We start from the raw sequence: 17,380 nt of genomic DNA on the forward strand, positions 1-17,380 counted from the left end.
GATGTACGATTTTGAATTCTACAATCCAACCCGCCTACTCTTTGGCCGCAGCAGCCTGGAGCAGCTGGACACTCTGGTGCCCAATGACGCCAGAGTGCTCTTGCTCTACGGCGGCCAAAGCGCCAAGCGCAATGGCACCCTGGCCCAGGTCAGCCAGGTATTGGGTAAACGCATCTGCGCCGAGTTCGGCGGCATTAGCCCCAACCCCGACTACCACCAGCTATTGCAGGCAGTAGAGCAGATAAGGCAACAAAAGCTGGACTTTATTCTCGCCATCGGCGGCGGTTCCATCATAGATGCGGGCAAGTTTATTGCCGCCGCAGCACCCTATCAGGGAGAGCCCTGGGAGATACTGGAAACCGACGGTCGCCACATTGACCAAGCTCTACCGCTCGGTACTGTGCTGACCCTGCCGGCCACCGGTTCAGAGATGAATAACTGCGCGGTGATCAGCAATAGCGCTCTTGGCCTCAAGCGCTCCTTTCGTCATCCCTCGGTGTTTCCCCGCTTCTCTGTACTGGCGCCACAACTGAGTTTCAGCCTACCGCAACCACAGATTGCCAACGGTGTGGTGGATGCCTTTGTGCACGTGACCGAGCAGTACCTGACTTACCCGGTCGACGCCAAGGTGCAGGACAGGTTTGCCGAAGGCCTGCTGCTCACTCTGATAGAGGAAGGCCCCAAGGCGCTGGCAGAGCCCGAAAACTATCGGGTGCGCGCCAATATCATGTTTAGCGCTACCATGGCGCTCAACGGCCTGATCGGCACAGGTGTTCCGCAAGACTGGTCGACCCATAAACTGGGTCACGAACTGACGGTGCGCCACGGCCTGGATCATGCCGTGACCCTCGCCATACTGCTGCCGACTATGCTGCGCCTGAGAAAGGCCGCCAAACACGCCAAGCTGCTGCAGTATGCCGAGCGGGTTTGGCAACTCAGCGACGGCAGCGAGGAGCAACGCATAGATGCAGCCATAGAGCTGACCCGGCAGTTCTTCGAATCCATGGGGCTCCAGACTCACCTCAGTGACTATGGCATAGGCCATGAGGCCATAGCGCCGCTGCTGGAGAACCTTGAACGCCAGGGGCTGACCCAACTGGGAGAGGACGGCCGGGTCGACCTTGAGCTGAGCCGACAGGTTTTTCAGGCCAGCCTTTAAAGGCAGTGATTTTTGCCAATAAACAGGCTAATCTGAAGCAAGTTCACAACTGCATAACAAGGGAAGTCTTTATGCGTACTCTGATGATAATCAGCCTGGCATTGCTGTCGCTGGTTGCCCAGGCGACTGTCTATAAGTGGGTCGATAAAGATGGCAAGGTGCATTACAGCGATGAGCCCAACCCCCAAGCCCAGGCAGTGGAATTCACCGACAAGACCCAGAATCAAATAAGCCTGGAAACGCCTAAACCTCTGCCCGATCCCATAGAAGTAGAACAGGTCGGCTATGGGTTGAAGATACTTTCACCACAGCATGAGGAAACCATTCGCGATAACGCCGGTGATTTTCAGGTTCAGGTAGAGGTAGAGCCGGAGCTGGCTTCGGGTCATTTTCTGCAACTCTACATAGACGGCATCTCCTCCAGCGACGCTCAGCGCAGCAATCTCTTCCAGCTCAAGGATATCGACCGCGGCGAACACACGCTGCAACTCAAGGCAGTGCAACAAAACGGCAAAGTCCTTGCATCCAGTAGTCCCATAACCATTTTTCTGCACCAAGCCGGACTGATGCAACCCGCCTTCCCGGCACCCGGGAAAGGCCCAAAGCCAAGTAACTAACGTTATTTCAATAAATTAGCTACTTTGCTTTTCGAGTTAGTCCACAGAGTTGTTGGCTTGCGGCCTGCACCGAATTGGTGCACCATTATGGTGCAATCCTGCTATGGGAAACTCAATGGACACAAATATCCTGCTCAATCATCTGGCAACTGCCGTTCTGGTCATCGACAGTGACCTGCTTCCCAGCTATGCCAACGCCGCTGCCGAGCAGTTGCTGGGCGTCTCCAGCCACAGGTTGCAGGAGCAGGTACTGACAGAGCATCTGCATGCCATAGGAGTTGAACCCAGAGTGCTGCAAAGCGCGGTGCTGGAACGTCAGGGGTTAACGGTCAATACCGCTCAGCTCATCAGCCTGGATGGCCAGCATCACACTGTGGATATGACACTGATCCCTCTGGAGCAGGGAGAACAGCTCAAACCCTTGAGCCTGTTGGAACTCAGACAGGTGGATCAGCAGCGGCGCATTCACCAGCAGTTGACCCTGGATGCCCAGCAGCAGGCGGCTCAATATCTGGTGCGCAATCTGGCCCATGAGATTAAAAACCCGCTGGGTGGACTGCGCGGCGCGGCGCAGCTCTTGTCCCGCGAGCTTAGCGAGCCGCAGCTCAAGGAGTTCACCACACTCATCATAGAGCAGGCCGACAGGTTGCGCGCCCTGGTCGACCGATTGCTGGGGCCGCAGAAACCATCGCAGCACAAGCTGCAGAATATCCATCTGGTGCTGCAAAAGGTGATCAGTCTGGTGAGTGTGACCCTGCCGCAACAGATACATCTGCGCCAGGATTACGACCCCTCGATTCCGGACTTGCCTATGGATGAAGATCAACTGCAACAGGCAATCCTCAACATAGTGCAAAATGCAGTACAAGCCTTGGAGCATCAGGGCGGCGATATCATGATCCGCACCCGCACCGCCCATCAGGTCACCATAGGCAACCAGAGACACAAGTTGGTGCTGGTGCTGTCAATCATAGACAACGGCCCGGGTATTGCCCCGGAACTGGTGGATACCCTGTTTTACCCCATGGTCACAGGCCGCAAGGACGGCAACGGCCTGGGGCTATCCATCGCCCACAATATTGCCAGGCTCCACGGCGGCCGTATCGACTGCGATTCGGCCCCGGGACACACAGAGTTCAGCCTGACATTGCCGATCAACAACCACAGCGGCTAACAAGAGAGGAAACAATATGAGTGAACAGGTTTGGATCCTCGATGATGACAGTTCAATTCGTTGGGTGCTGGAACGGGCACTGCAAGGCGCCAAACTCAGCTGCGCCAGCTTTGCCGCCGCCGAGTCACTGTGGCAGGCGCTGGAAATCTCCCAGCCCAGAGTCATAGTCTCGGATATCCGCATGCCGGGGACCGATGGCCTCACCCTGCTGGAGCGTATCGGCCTACATTATCCCCATATCCCGGTGATCATAATGACGGCCCATTCAGATCTCGACAGTGCCGTCAGCGCCTATCAGGCCGGGGCATTCGAGTATCTGCCCAAACCCTTCGACATAGATGAGGCGATTGCCCTGGTAGAGCGGGCGCTCAACCATGCCACAGAGCAGGCACCTGCGGCAGCCGAGCCGCAGGTCAAGGCACCGGAGATCATAGGCGAAGCCCCCGCGATGCAGGAGGTGTTTCGCGCCATAGGCCGTTTGTCGCGCTCATCTATCAGTGTGCTGATCAACGGTCAGTCAGGTACGGGTAAAGAGTTGGTTGCCGGGGCGCTGCACAAACACAGTCCACGCAAAGACAAACCCTTTATCGCCCTCAATATGGCGGCTATCCCCAAGGAGCTGATCGAATCCGAGCTGTTCGGCCATGAGAAAGGCGCCTTCACCGGCGCCGCCAATGTGCGTCAGGGCCGGTTTGAACAGGCCAATGGCGGCACCCTGTTTCTCGATGAGATAGGCGATATGCCGCTGGACGTACAGACCCGGCTGTTGCGGGTGCTGGCCGATGGCCAATTCTATCGGGTCGGTGGCCACTCTCCGGTGCAGGTCGATGTCAGGATCATTGCCGCAACCCACCAGGACCTGGAACAACTGGTACTCAAGGGGGGCTTTCGGGAAGACTTGTTCCACCGCCTGAACGTGATTCGAATCCATCTGCCACCGCTATCACAGCGGCGGGAAGATATTCCGCAGTTGGCACGCCATTTCCTGGCCAGTGCCGCCAAAGAGATTGGGGTAGAGGCCAAAATACTCACCCCGGAAACCGCCGCCAAGCTGCAGCAACTGCCCTGGCCCGGCAACGTGCGTCAGTTGGAAAATACCTGCCGCTGGTTGACCGTGATGGCCTCGGGCCAGGAAATTATCCCTCAGGATCTGCCGCCTGAGCTGTTCAAGGAGCCCAAGGCACCTCAAGGCAGTGCCGGCCCGTCCCAGGATTGGCAAAACGCCCTGAAATTGTGGCTGGATATGCGCCTGTCACAGGGCGAGAGCGATCTGCTGACCGAAATCCAACCCGCGTTTGAGCGCATCTTGCTGGAAACCGCGCTGGAGCATACCCAGGGCCACAAACAGGAAGCCGCCAAACGCCTTGGATGGGGCCGCAATACCCTGACCCGCAAGCTTAAAGAGCTGGCAATGGACTGACCCCTGCGTCGGGAACCTTCCCGCAATAAAAAAGGATGCCAAATGGCATCCTTTTTTAACTGAGCAGCGATATCAAAACTGCCAGTGTAGCCCCAACGCCAGGTTGGACATGTCTGTGTCCAGATCGCGGGCGCCATAATTGAATTCAGAATCCAGCTCTACCTTGAGCATTTCATAACCCAGACGCAGATGCAGGCTCTCTGTCAGAGCGGCGTCCAGCCCCAAACCATAAAGCCAACCATAGCCGTCAAAATCCTCTTCCCAGTAACCGTTATCGACACGCACCAATCCGCGGGCAATACCCGCCTTGGCATAGAGGGAAAAGGTGTCATTAAGCTGCCAGGTAAACTTGGGCGCTATGCTGGTGTAACCGCTGAGGATATCCAGATTGTCGCTATCCAGGTTGTCTGCTACCAAGAGGTTGGCCTCGAGGGCAAACCAGGAGTTGAACCGGTAACCACCGTAAGCGCCGAAGCCTACTCCGGACTCGCTGAAGTTACTATCCTTGAGCTCAAGCTTTCCCTGGCCAATCTGGCCGCCTACATAAAAACCTGAGTCGTCCTGAGCCTGAGCCAAAGGTGCGGCCGCCATAGAGACCACGAAAGCCAGTGCTGCTGCTTGTTTCATTGATAAATCCTTTTAGCGATTGAAAGTCGCAGTGATATTAATAGAAACAAACAGTTGCAACAATATTGCTGCAAAATTAAACCCTTTTTGTCAGCAGGCGTTCAGCCAGAAACCCTAATGTGCCATGGCCGCCCGCTACACAGGATCCTGGTGAATGATCACCTCGGCATGGTCAAAGTCGGCGCGGATCCGCTCGCCTGTGGCCACAGCTATGGCATGGGCCTGTTGCAGGCTCAGGTCTTTGTCCAGCTCCAGATGCAGTTGAATAAAGGTGGTCTTGCCCGCCTGACGGGTACGCAAGTCATGAATGCCACGCACTTGAGTATCCTGCTCGGCCAATTGCCGAATACGCAGCCGGGTTTCATCATCAAGCTCCCGGTCGAGCAAGGCCTGAATCGAGCGATACCCCAGCGACCAGGCTTGTTGACCTATGTAAAGGGCGATCAATACCGCAAACAGACCATCGGCCCACCACCAGCCGTATTGCGCCAAAACCAGCGCCAACAGCACGGCACCGTTGAGAAACAGATCTGACTTATAGTGCAGGGCATCGGCCTCGACCACTGTACTCTTGGTGGCCGCCAGCGCCCGTTTCTGCAGCATGACCAAGGCCAAGGTCAGCACTATGGCAATAATGGACACCACAACGCCCAAAGTGGCATGGGTCAAAGGCATGGGATTAACCAGGCGCTCGCCGCCGTGAAACAGCAGCAGGAATGCCGTCCCCATAATAAAGGCCGATTGGGCTAAAGACGCCAGCGGCTCAGCCTTACCGTGACCATACCTGTGCTCCTGATCGGCAGGCACCAAGGCATAGCGAATGGCAATAAAGTTGACTATGGAAGCCAGGGCATCGGCAAAGGAGTCGGTCAGAGAGGCCAGCATACTGGCCGACCCGGACCAGAGCCAGGCGGCCAGTTTTATCAGGATCAGGGTAATCGCGGTCGCCACTGCGGCGCGGCTCGCCAATTTAACCCAAAACTCGTAGCGGGAAGTCGTTGTCATTCAAGGGCTCAGCGGTCGGGAGTCACTGAGCCCATAGTAGCAGATTTAATCCTGGATAGGCTCAGGGCGCTCACCACGTCTATCCATACGCTCCTTGAACTTGGCTTGTTGTTCCGGAGTCAGCAGGTTATAGATCTGGTTGTGCAGCTTCATCCGCTCCAGCATGTGTTGTTCACGCACCTGCTGACGCTGCTCGATAATCTCTTTGGCCTTGGCTTCATCGAAGTTGCCTGAGGTCATCAGTGCCTGCATTTCGGCTCTGTGCGCTGCACGGGTTTCCTTGTCAGGACGTGACATGCTGCTTCTGTGCTGGTCCATCAACGCCTTAATCTCTGTTTTCTGGGCGTCGGTCAGATCCAGACCTCGTAGGCCAAACATGCCGAAATGGCCCTTGCCGCCTTTCATATGGTGATAGCCGCGCTCGCCCTTCATGTGATGATAACCACGGTCGCCGTCACGGTGTGGGCAATCGCCGTAGCCGTCACCGGCTTGTGCCGCGCCAGCCATCAGAGTGGTGCCGGCAATCAGGGCCAGCAAGCTTGCTTTGATTGAAGTCTTCATAAGAGTATCCTCGTTCTCGGTCGGGAAGTATTTGACGTCTTCCAGTCTAGTCCTCTATGTGTAAGTGTGGGTTCAAACTGAGTAAAGCACTGTAAAGCTTGGTTATCCTGGTTGAAGATCCGTATCTTTACCCAGACTTACACAGCTAAACCGCAGTTGACTCAAAAGCGGGTATACTCGGCAGAGAGAAATTGTGTGAGGCGTATAAATGAGCCGAATTTTATTGATAGACGATGACCTGGGCCTGGCCGAACTCTTGGGGCAATTACTGGAGCTGGAAGGCTTTGAGCTGACACTGGCCCATGATGGTCAGAGCGGCCTGGAACTGGCGATTGCCAATGATTACGACCTGATCCTGCTGGATGTGATGCTGCCCAAGCTCAATGGCTTCGAAGTGCTCAGGGAACTGCGTGGCAAGAAACAAACCCCTGTGCTTATGCTTACCGCCCGCGGTGATGAGATAGACAGAGTGGTTGGCCTGGAGATAGGCGCAGACGACTATCTGCCCAAGCCTTTCAATGACAGGGAACTGGTAGCCAGGATCCGCGCCATCATACGCCGCGCCAATATCACCCCGCAGGACATTCCCCAGAGCGGTATTCAAACCATAGGCGATCTCAGCCTGGACTCTGCCCGTCAGGAAGCCTATTGCAATGAACAGTTATTGCTGCTGACCGGCACTGAGTTCAGCCTGCTCTATACCCTGGCCAATCAGGCCGGAGAACTGATAGGTAAAGACGAGCTGAGTGAAACCGTGCTGGGCAAAAAGTTGATGCCCTTTGATCGCAGTCTGGACATGCACCTTTCCAACCTGCGCAAGAAACTGCCGGAACGCAGCGACGGTCGTCCCAGGGTCAAGACCATACGTGGCAAAGGCTATATCTGGATCCCTTGATGAAGTCATTTTCCCTGCCCAATCGCCTCTTTATCAAACTGCTGCTGGGCTTTTGGCTCTGCAGCAGCCTGATCATTCTTGCTGTTGGCATGCTGCCGCTGCTGCAGCAAAACCATGACAGAGCCCCAATGCCGCCAAAACTGCGGGAGGTCTTGTCTCAGGTCGCCGATGAGCTGCAACAGGAACCGGCCAAGTTGAATGGCCGCTTTCTGCACCATTGGGAGCGCAGACGCAGCATGGAAGGCAAGCCAATTCGCATCTATCTGGTCAATGAGCAGGGACAGATAATCAACACTCACAGAGTGTCCAAAGGCATGCGCCGCTTTATGTTGATGGCAGAGGAAGCCAACGCACCCATTTCACACCAGTTTCGCGATGAACTGATATTCGGCCCGTTCGATTTTAAGGTTAACGGCACCCCCTATGCCCTTTATGGCCGGTTGCCGGATCACCACCCCATGCCCTGGTTCTTTTTCTTTATTGAACACAAGTTACTGACATTGTCGCTGGCGATTCTGCTTTCAGGGTTGCTCTGTGGTTTGTTGGCCTGGCACCTGGGCAAGCCGCTACGTTCGTTGAAACAGAGCGCTAACGCCCTGGCGCTGGGGCAATTGAACAGTCGGGTCGACGATGCCACGGCCGGACGTCACGACGAAATCGGCGAACTGGCTCAGGCCTTCAACAGCATGGCGGCCGCCATCGAAACCATGGTCAATAATCAGCAGCGACTGATAAGCGACATCTCCCATGAGCTGCGAACTCCGTTGACCAGGCTGCAATTGGCGCTGGCTCTGGCGCGCAAGAAGGGGATGGCCGGAGATGAAGCCGAACGTATCGCCTATGAGGCCGACCAACTGGAAAAAATGATTGCCGAGCTGCTGGAGCTTTCCCGGGTGAAGCTCAAGGCACAGGACAACAAGCTCAATGTGGGGTTGGCCGAATCACTGAGCCAGGTACTGGACGATGCCGAATTTGAAGCCGAACAGCAGCAAAAGGAACTCAGCATCCTGATACCGGAAGAGCTGGAGCTGCCCATCTACCCAAGACCGCTGTCGCGGGCGATTGAAAACCTGCTGCGCAACGCCATCCGCTACTGCCGTACCCAGGTAAATATCTGCGCCGAGGCCAAGGGGCCATGGGTAGAGATAAGCATTACTGACGACGGCCCGGGTATTGAGGAGTCTGAGTTGGAGGCTATTTTCAAGCCTTTCTATCGACCGCATTCAGCCAGGGAAAGAGAGAGTGGCGGTTGGGGGCTGGGATTGGCCATTGCCGATGCCGCAGTGCAAGCCCACGGCGGCAATATCCAGGCAAGCAATCGCGTCCAAGGTGGGCTTGAGGTCGTCATCCATTTACCACACGCCTGAGACCTTCAGGCTCGAACTCCAGACTGGGTTGGCGGCTTAGCCAGGCGGCAAACTGTTGCTTGGTGGGGCTGCGCTTATCTGAGTGCCCCATCAGATGGATCAGCGCATAACTGAACTGGTAATAGAGCTGCTGGTCGTCGTGGGCCTTGCAGGCATCGTCGGTATTGATCATGGCACCACGCAGATAACTCATCACCAGCTCGACCCGATCGAATCCAGGCACCTCTCCCACTGCGGAAATGGTCTTGGCATTCCACTGCATATATTCATCGAAACGTCTTTCACAGCCATGCCGATAAAACTCGGTCGCCAACAACAACAGAGCTTGATTCGGCATTATCCGCTCAATGACAAATTTATTTGTCGACAAGACTTCGTAGAGCCGCTGACAATGATGAAATATAAACCTTTCCAGAGGGTCTTTATATTGTATTTCATCCTGTTTGGCCTGCTTGAGCCAATACTCATATTCACTGCAAGCTACTGCCACCATGAGATCGGCCTCTGTAGTGAAATGATTATATACAGTGCCTTTGGATATTTGGCTGGCTTCAACAAGATGAGAACGACATAAACCAAAAGTCTTCTGTCCTCTTAAACAACGTTGCGCCACTTCAACCAAATAGTTTCCCCGTCGTTCCCATTTTCCCATTGGCCACTCCTGAGCAAAGCTTAAATACAAACTCTCCTAACTTCACAATAAAATAGTAACAAGCTTTCTGCGACTGCGATATTGAGTAATACTGATACCATTATGAGTCACGCCAATAGCCAATGTTAAAAATAGAATTGCTCGAGAGTTTTATTGCTGTGGCCGAATGCGGCAATTTATCCAAGGCTGCAGAAAAAGTCTGTCGCACCCCGTCGGCATTAAGCTTACAGATCAAAAAGCTGGAAGAAAGTGTCGGTCAACCGCTGTTGCTCCGAGACAATCGAGGCGTGGTACTGACCGAATCCGGCAATACCCTGCTCAACTACGCCTATAAGATGATGCAACTCAACACCCAGGCCCTGGATGAGCTGAAAGACTGTCAGAATCGCGAAGTGATTCGCCTTGGCGTTCCCACAGATTATATTACCTATTATCTGGACAACTGCCTGCTGGAATTTGTCCGTGAGTTCACCTGTATTGAGTTGGTCATAGACACAGATGTCAGCGGCAATCTGTATAAGCGGTTGCATCAAGGGGAATTCGACCTGATAGTGGCGACCCATTGGCAGCCTCCGGTGCAGGGAGAGCTCCTGTTCGAACGACGTTTTCATTGGGTGGCCGCCAAGAACGGCAGTGCCCATAAACGGGAAACGATTCCCATGGCACTTTACCCGGAAAACTGCCCCATCAGAGCTCAGGTGTTTGCCAACCACCAACTGTCGATGCGGCCCATCAATGTGCTGCTTTCCACCCCCTCTCCCCAAGCCTTGTGCATGGCGGTTGAAAATGATTTGAGCATAGCTCCGATTGCCGAATTCAGGATCAACGACAAGATGCAGATCCTCGATCCCATAGAGCATGATCTCCCTCCCTTGCCCGTGTTCAATGAATCTCTCTATCTCAATCCGGAGAGCCAGACTGAAGCCTGCAATCAACTCATCGCCCTGTTGAAGGCCAATCTCAAAAACAGAAACACGACCGTAGAATAAGATGAAAGCCAGCTAGTGCCGGCTTTCATCTTGATTTACTACCACTTGAGCTTACTCAGATCGCATTGAATGGTTTCGCCCTTTTTGGCTGGTGTGCCCGGCTGCTGCGCTGATTCACACAAGAGTGTTGTACCATAGTCATTGCGTTTGTCGTGGGCATTGCTTCTGGCCCAAACCGAGACTATCGCTCTCTCTTCCGGCTTGGCTTCGCAGCTGCCATCAACATCGAAGGCATGGATGGTGTTCTGGTGAAAATACAACAGGGGATCGCGTTCGCTGCTGCCGGAAAGCCACATGGCATCGACATTGGGTTGCCCGGCATCGAAGCGGACCCGGCGCATCTTGTCATTCTCTTTTACAGTTTCCAACAAAGGTGAATCGGCTTTGATTGCCAGGCTCTTGAACTGATTGGTGCAAGCCGGCAGCCTCATGTTGTAGTACATTTCAGAAATGGCATGGTTGTGAAACGGGTAGAGAGTATCGACCGACTGTACTGTCATACCTACTTCGGCGCCGACTTTCTCACCATTGATGCTGTCAATTCTCAGTAGTCCCCAGTGACCGAAGATCTCTGCATAAGCATAACCGCCACGAACATTATTGAAGTTCTTGTCATTGCGCTTGCTTTCTTCGGCATACATGGGGAACCAACCGGCAGCGGCCCATAAGTTGGGCAAGGCGTTGGCGCTGATGTCATAGGGGAAAGCCGATGGCATCTTCACCTCATCACCTGTGACCATTTTGTAGAAGTTATCAGTAAAGATTTTTCCCTGCTTTTGCACCAGTTTATTGGTGACTTTCTGCTTGAAGAATTCATTAAAACTCATGCGTTTCGCCCACTGAGCCACGGGGGATTTTTGCTCCAGTTCCCCACCTGGGCTGTAGATCCAATTGACATCACGGCGAGCCCCGAAACAAGTTTTGGCACTTTGAGGATTGTGCAATACCTGATAGATATTTTTCACCATCAGCTGCATATCGCGGCGATCCATTACGCAGAACTTTTGTCCACCGGCGCTGGTGTCGTAAATAGCCTCATCCGAGTTCAGGCAATGAGCTTGCTCGCCATTGGTGAGCGCCTGGGCAAAGCCATTTAAATAACGCAAGGTCTCATCCCAGAGAATATCGACATACTTTTGATCTTGTTTGGAATACTCTGGCGTTTCACCCAAACAAACAAAGCTTGCATTTTCAATATCAGCCGGGTCTAAAAAATCCGGTAACTTTTCTGCCATAGCTGTATTGGAAATCAGCAGTGAAATTAATATTAGTTTCTTATTCATCACCTGGAACCTCAATTATATTTAGAGTAAATATCAGGCGAAGCATATACTTGGAATCCATTCCAAAAATGTTGTCTGAACACAGGCAACAAAAAAGATAACAGAATGAAAAAGAGTTGTGAGCCAGCAAACAAAAAAGGCCCACTTGTGATCAAGTGAGCCTATCATTGAATTAAAACAGCAGTTGCAGGGACTATTTTAATCAAAGATATTTACGGGTCATGCTGCCTGTGGAGGAAACTTGAGGCAGCATATAAACCCTTTCATTATTCCTTATGTTTATCGTATTTAAAGGTATGGCAATTACTGCACAGAGGTTTTTTAGGCTGGTGTTCACCATGACACTCAACACAAGGCAGGTCTTTACCATAATGCAAGTTGTCATGGGGATTTTGCCATCTGTCCTCACCACTGCGGGCTGTCTTTTTTGCCAGCTCATCGACATCGTGGCACTTCAGGCAGGCACCATCTGAAGGGTACTGCTTAAGCCCTTGGTCGTGGCATACCTTACAATCCTTGCCTATCACTGCCTTGTGATAATCGCGCTGCTGAACGGCATGAACCGATACCGAAGTTAGCCCTGCCAACAGCAGTGCCCATACTAAGTTTGCTTTCTTCATTATTGAGTCCTCTCTCACCGTTCAATTCAGGCTTGCATCATGCTGCGGGCCGCAGTCATACCCATCACCATACATTCGGGGATAGAGCAGCTTCCCAGGCGGCTAACGCCGTGGATGCCGCCACAGACTTCTCCTGCGGCATAGAGTCCGGCAACCGGCTTACCTGTGAGGCTGTCTTTGACTTCAGCCTTGGTGTTCACCTGAACTCCGCCCTGGCAGTAGTGCACCTTGGGCCATAGACGCACCACAGTAAAAGGCGCTTCAATATACTTATCTTTTGCCTTGGTCATATTCTTGCCAAACTGCTTGTCTTCACCGCTCTTGACATAGCGGTTGTACTCTTCGATTTGTGCCTTAAGCGGTTTCAAAGGCACCTCAAAGTGCTTGGCCAGTGCCTCCAGTGAGTCATACTTCCAACCCACATTGTATTTGAGCACCTTGGCGGTATTGGGGTGCTGTTTGGAGTCCTTGTAGCTGGTGATCAAGATAGGTGGCAGCGGTTCTCCCTTAGCGTCACGACAGGCCAACTCGGCATCAGCGCGGGTCTTGCGGTCGGCAATTTCATTCATAAAGCGCTTACCCGTCATGCGGTTAATCGCAATTGAATGAGGGAAGTTGAAGATGGAATAGTTGGAAACATAACCAAAACCGCCCTCATCGGGAGAGGCCCAGGGCCCGGACTGAATATGTGCCAGATGCACAGGCACAGCGCCGAGGCGGAACATCTCCAACATACCTTCACCTGTGGCGCCGGGAGTATTGGTACAACCCACTTCATGGGTCAGAGTCGGATCCTGCGCCATTCGCAGGCCGATATTCTGGGCAAAGCCACCGGTTGCCATCAAGACACCGCGCTTGGACTTGATATACACCAACTTGCCAGAGTCCTCTTCGCCGAAGTAATAACCCTGACGCATCTTCACCCCTTCGACGCGACCATCCTTGCCGAGGACAAAGCCCTCAAACTTGGAGCGGTTATGGGTCTTGACTCCGATACGCTGGCACTCTTTATACAAAGGCTGGGTAATACCTGCGCCGCAACTGACCGCGGTTTGATAAGTACGGGCAACCGAGTGACCACCCAATTGTTGCAGGTAAGGATGGTATTCGGCGCCGGCATCCAGGGTCATCTGCAAGGCTTCCACCGCATGTGAAGCCACATGACGCAGCAGTTCCTCATCGGCGATACCCCGGCCCGATTTCAACTGATCGGCAACCATCTGTTCTACTGAGTCCTTGACACCTTCCTGTTGCTGCATAGGTGTACCCGGTGCGGCGAACAAGCCACCGTTAATGGCAGAGTTACCACCGAAATAAGGCATTTTTTCAAAGATATGCACATCTTTGGCGCCTTTGCGGGTCGCTTCAATGGCCGCTGCCAAACCGGCAAACCCTGAACCGATAATCAGCACTTCAACTTCTTTATCCCAACTCACATCCGTGGCTTTTTCCGATACAGCCAACACGGGAGCAGCCACGGCAACTCCGGCAGCGGCGCCAACGCCCTTAATAAAGTTACGGCGTCCCAGCAGATCTACTTTGCTCATCTGTCATCACCTTTTTCGTTTTAATCGACACTGGCATCTTAGGGATGGAATCAATTCCAAAACGGGAGTTAAGCGTCAGTTGCTTTTTAAACAAAAGGGCAACATTTAAAAATGACATCTGGCTTGGGTTTTAACCGCAAAGCTGGACAAGTGACATTTTTTGGAACGGTTTCCAAACTTCGCCACAGCCCACAAGACAGGCAAGAAATCAGGGGGAAATGAGAGCGACTGATAAACCGCTATGACTTTGGCTCTTTCTCAAGCTCAAAAGCTAATCTAAGTCAAAGTTAGCCAAGCACCGACTCAATAAGAGGGAATATCAACAGAAAAGCTGGGTTGGAGCCGTATTATTGGGGCCTAACTGTATTCAGGACAAGTCACAACAAACTGTTGGGGGCCCAGAGGCCCCTTTTTTAGACGAGGATCAGCCGACTTTAATCAGAGTGCGGCCGCTGATTTCACCTTTAACGATTTGCGCTGCGGCCTCGGGTACCTGCTCCAGAGTGATTTCATGGCAAGCCTCTTGATAGTAACTCTCAGGCAACAGAGCCACTATCTGCTCCCAGGCAGCGCGGCGTTTGGCGGCCGGGCACTGCACCGAGTCGATTCCCAGCAGGCTGACGCCACGAAGAATAAAGGGCATTACCGTGGTTGGCAGGGCAAAGCCACCCGCCAGGCCGCAAATCGCGGCAACCCCACCATAATTCAGCTGTGACAATGCGCTGGCCAGCACCTTGTTCCCTACGGTATCCACTACGGCGGCCCAGCGCTGCTTATCCAATGGTCTGGCATCCTGCTCAAGCTCGCTGCGCTCAATTAAATCGCTGACGCCAAGCTGCTTGAGCCAAGCCGCATTCTGCTCCAGGCGACCTGTGCTGGCTACAACCTTAAAGCCGAGTTTAGCCAGCAGCGTCACGGCCACCGAGCCGACCCCACCACTGGCACCTGTTACCAACACCTCACCATCTTCCGGTTTGATCCCAGCTTGCTGCAGCGCTTGTACACACAGCATGGCCGTGAGGCCGGCGGTGCCTATCATCATCGACTTGGCGGCTGTGCAACCCAGTGGCATAGGCACCAGCCAGTCACCCTTGACTCTGGCACTCTCGGCCATACCGCCCCAATGGTTTTCGCCAACGCCCCAGCCGGTGAGGATAACCTCATCGCCTGGCTCATAATCCGGATGGGCTGACTCTCGCACCACACCGGCAAAGTCGATACCCGGCACCATGGGGAATTGACGGATAATCTTGCCAAGCCCGGTCACCGCCAGGCCGTCTTTGTAGTTCAGCGAGCTGTAGGCAACATCGACCAGGACATCCCCCTCAGGCAGATCGCTGTCCTCCAATTGGGTTATCTGGGCCTGGGTCCGTTTATCATTTTGGGTCAATACGAGTGCCTTAAACATGATTACCGCTCCTGCTGTTGAAAATATGGATTCAAGACTAGTGGAAAAACCACCGGCGAGACATCGGATAATTCGCAGAGTGTCGAGGCGTGCAACTCATAGGCTATTTCGCGGCTTGGTTCACATTCAATAATCCCAATCTGTTGCACTGGCCTCAATCATTGACTGTACTACTGCGAGTCTATTAACAAAATATCAACATCTAAAACTACTTCAGCGCCAACGCCTTAAGCTTACGGTATAGGGTGTTTCGGCTAATCCCCAAACGGCGTGCCGCTTCACTGACGTTACCATTGCAGGCTAGCCAGGTGTCGCGAATTTGCGTCTGCATTTGGCTGTGCAGATTGTTGCCCGGCGCGGGTGCCAAGCCGGCAATCGCCTCTTCTGCAGTACCCAAGGTCTGCTGCAGGCTCTCAGGCAGCGTTTGCCAGTTGAGTTCAGGGAACTCTTCGGCCATCAAACAGGCTACCTGCATCAGGTTATCCAGCTCCCGTAGGTTTCCCGGCCAATGATATTGCAGCAATCGCTGCTCCAGCACAGGACACAGGCTCTGGGGCCGAACTCGATAGCGCTGGTGCAATTTGTGGATCAGACGCCGCAGGTCGCTTCGCTGGCGCAATGCAGGCAGTGTGACCTGCAAGCCATTGAGCCGGTAATAGAGATCGGCGCGAAAGGCCCCCTGCTGCACCAATGCTGGTAAGTCCATATGAGTGGCGGCAATCACCTGAATGTCGACGCTGTGTGCCTGATTACTGCCAATGGGCACCACCTCGCGCTCCTGCAACACCCTAAGCAAACGGCTCTGGGCCGCCAGGGGCATCTCGCCTATTTCATCCAGAAACAGGGATCCCTGGTGCGCCTGACGTATTTTGCCGACATATCCCTGCCTGGAAGCTCCGGTAAAGGCACCCGCCTGATAACCAAACAGCTCTGATTCCACCAGCTCCGCCGGGATCGCGGCGCAGTTGACCGCCACAAAAGGCTGCTGGTGCCTGGCACTTTGCACATGCAGCTGTTTGACAAACTGCTCCTTGCCCACTCCGGTTTCCCCCAGGATCAGCAAAGGGATATTTCGTGCCAACACCTTACGCGCCTGCTGCCAGGCTTGCTCCAACCTGGGTTCTTTAAAAGCTGCGCTGCTTTCTCTGCTCTGGCTTTCTCTGCTCTGGCTTTCTCGGCTCTGACTCGTTCGAACCACAGGCTTGGTATGTTGAGGCTGCTCCAACGCCTGGGTTCTGAACACCAATCCCTGCTGCAAGCGGCCGCTGCCCCGACTCAATACCTGAGGGGACAAGGCCTGATGAATTTGGCCCAGATTGATGCCTTTGAGCAACTGCCTTGCCATAGGGTTGGCACCCAGCACCCGTCCATCAAGGTCGAGCACTAATACGCCTTGCCAGCCTGAATGCAACAGGGCCTGCTGCGGCGCCAGATCCAATCGAACAGCAGCGCTGGGGAGTCGGCACAATAAGGCCAGCTCCAACTGCTGCGCCAAACTGGACACCAAGATGGCTGTCTTTGGGGTATGGATTTGCTGCTCACTGGTGATATCCAAGGCTCCCAGCAACTCACCGTCCGGGGAAAACAGCGGGCTGGCGGTGCAACTCATAAATCTGTGGCTCTTGATAAAGTGCTGCTCACCGATAACCGAAACACACTGGCGTTCGCTGAGTGCCGCGGCTATGGCATTGGTCCCCTTGTATTGCTCCATCCAGTTGACCCCGGTATCCAGGGCAATATTGGCAAGCTTTTGTGAGTAACGGCTCACGCCCCAGTGATGCAGCACAAAACCTTGAGGATCCGAGAGGATGAGCCGGCTCTGGGTTCGCCCCATAAGTTGATTGAACAGTGGCAGTGCACTGTGCTCCACGGCTTGCAGCAGCCGGCCATGGCGCTGGCGCCGCTCATCAAGGGCTGCAGTATTGAGCCTGAGTTCATCGGGTATGGCGGCGGGATTGAGCCCGGCCCCCTGGCAACGTTGCCAGGAAGCCGATAACCAGGATTGGGAATGGGTCTTGAGTGTCATAGCCCTGCTCCATTCTGGTACACCTGTGTG

Annotated in this window: 16 protein-coding genes; 7 read left to right on the plus strand and 9 right to left on the minus strand. The window is 53.9% G+C overall.

Translation table 11 applies throughout. The features are described from left to right. Position 1 precedes the first annotated feature (1 nt). From E1N14_RS20450 to glnG, 4 genes are all read left to right on the plus strand, one after another. Positions 2–1,159 carry an iron-containing alcohol dehydrogenase gene (locus E1N14_RS20450; protein WP_025010774.1) on the plus strand — a complete coding sequence of 386 codons (1,158 nt, stop codon included), beginning with the start codon at positions 2–4 and terminating at the stop codon, positions 1,157–1,159. Between the two features lie 71 nt (positions 1,160–1,230). Beyond that, a complete protein-coding gene (locus tag E1N14_RS20455) occupies positions 1,231–1,776 on the plus strand; it encodes a DUF4124 domain-containing protein (protein ID WP_025010773.1) in 546 nt (181 codons plus the stop codon). Positions 1,777–1,891: 115 nt separating this feature from the next. Then, positions 1,892–2,950, plus strand: a complete 1,059-nt coding sequence (gene glnL, locus E1N14_RS20460) for a nitrogen regulation protein NR(II) (RefSeq protein WP_025010772.1) — start codon at positions 1,892–1,894, stop codon at positions 2,948–2,950. 16 nt (positions 2,951–2,966) lie between these two features. Next, on the plus strand, positions 2,967–4,370 hold the full coding sequence (gene glnG / locus E1N14_RS20465) for a nitrogen regulation protein NR(I) (protein WP_044735433.1): 1,404 nt from the start codon (positions 2,967–2,969) through the stop codon (positions 4,368–4,370). A 72-nt stretch (positions 4,371–4,442) separates the two neighbouring features. On the opposite strand, the gene E1N14_RS20470 is transcribed toward glnG, so the two are convergent. The 3 genes from E1N14_RS20470 to E1N14_RS20480 all read right to left on the minus strand — a co-directional run bounded on the left by E1N14_RS20470 (position 4,443) and on the right by E1N14_RS20480 (position 6,563). Then, positions 4,443–4,997 carry a porin family protein gene (locus E1N14_RS20470; RefSeq protein WP_062793401.1) on the minus strand — a complete coding sequence of 185 codons (555 nt, stop codon included), beginning with the start codon at positions 4,995–4,997 and terminating at the stop codon, positions 4,443–4,445. Between the two features lie 135 nt (positions 4,998–5,132). Then, complete coding sequence (gene fieF / locus E1N14_RS20475) at positions 5,133–6,002, minus strand: cation efflux pump FieF (protein WP_025010771.1); 870 nt, start codon at positions 6,000–6,002, stop codon at positions 5,133–5,135. Between the two features lie 45 nt (positions 6,003–6,047). Then, positions 6,048–6,563: a Spy/CpxP family protein refolding chaperone gene (locus E1N14_RS20480; RefSeq protein ID WP_025010770.1), complete on the minus strand. Its 516-nt coding sequence runs from the start codon at positions 6,561–6,563 to the stop codon at positions 6,048–6,050. Between the two features lie 208 nt (positions 6,564–6,771). Between E1N14_RS20480 and E1N14_RS20485 the strand changes: the two genes are divergently transcribed. Both E1N14_RS20485 and E1N14_RS20490 read left to right on the plus strand, forming a co-directional pair. After that, entirely contained in the window at positions 6,772–7,458 is a 687-nt protein-coding gene (locus E1N14_RS20485; RefSeq protein WP_025010769.1) for a response regulator, read from the plus strand. Beyond that, on the plus strand, positions 7,458–8,825 hold the full coding sequence (locus E1N14_RS20490; protein WP_037437078.1) for an ATP-binding protein: 1,368 nt from the start codon (positions 7,458–7,460) through the stop codon (positions 8,823–8,825). The genes E1N14_RS20485 and E1N14_RS20490 overlap by 1 nt, the downstream gene beginning before the upstream one ends. Here the strand turns inward: E1N14_RS20490 and E1N14_RS20495 are convergent. Further along, on the minus strand, positions 8,803–9,477 hold the full coding sequence (locus E1N14_RS20495; RefSeq protein ID WP_025010767.1) for a TetR/AcrR family transcriptional regulator: 675 nt from the start codon (positions 9,475–9,477) through the stop codon (positions 8,803–8,805). The two genes, E1N14_RS20490 and E1N14_RS20495, sit on opposite strands and share 23 nt — an antisense overlap. Positions 9,478–9,599: 122 nt before the next feature. On the opposite strand from E1N14_RS20495, the gene E1N14_RS20500 reads away from it, so the two are divergent. Next, positions 9,600–10,466 (plus strand): LysR family transcriptional regulator, encoded by an 867-nt coding sequence (locus E1N14_RS20500; RefSeq protein ID WP_025010766.1) that lies wholly within the window; start codon positions 9,600–9,602, stop codon positions 10,464–10,466. A 38-nt stretch (positions 10,467–10,504) separates the two neighbouring features. On the opposite strand, the gene dddY is transcribed toward E1N14_RS20500, so the two are convergent. The 5 genes from dddY to E1N14_RS20525 form a co-directional block, all read right to left on the minus strand. After that, entirely contained in the window at positions 10,505–11,749 is a 1,245-nt protein-coding gene (dddY, locus tag E1N14_RS20505) for a dimethylsulfoniopropionate lyase DddY (RefSeq protein WP_025010765.1), read from the minus strand. A gap of 266 nt (positions 11,750–12,015) precedes the next feature. Further along, entirely contained in the window at positions 12,016–12,369 is a 354-nt protein-coding gene (gene ardB, locus E1N14_RS20510; protein WP_044735439.1) for an acrylate reductase cytochrome subunit ArdB, read from the minus strand. A gap of 26 nt (positions 12,370–12,395) precedes the next feature. After that, positions 12,396–13,916: an acrylate reductase flavoprotein subunit ArdA gene (gene ardA / locus E1N14_RS20515; protein WP_062793402.1), complete on the minus strand. Its 1,521-nt coding sequence runs from the start codon at positions 13,914–13,916 to the stop codon at positions 12,396–12,398. A 424-nt stretch (positions 13,917–14,340) separates the two neighbouring features. Further along, complete coding sequence (gene acuI / locus E1N14_RS20520; RefSeq protein ID WP_025889898.1) at positions 14,341–15,324, minus strand: acrylyl-CoA reductase (NADPH); 984 nt, start codon at positions 15,322–15,324, stop codon at positions 14,341–14,343. 208 nt (positions 15,325–15,532) lie between these two features. Beyond that, positions 15,533–17,350, minus strand: coding sequence for a sigma-54-dependent Fis family transcriptional regulator (locus E1N14_RS20525; protein WP_025010763.1), 1,818 nt, complete (start codon positions 17,348–17,350; stop codon positions 15,533–15,535). Positions 17,351–17,380: the final 30 nt, after the last annotated feature.

Source organism: Shewanella algae (genome assembly GCF_009183365.2).
Taxonomy (GTDB): Bacteria; Pseudomonadota; Gammaproteobacteria; order Enterobacterales; family Shewanellaceae; genus Shewanella; species Shewanella algae.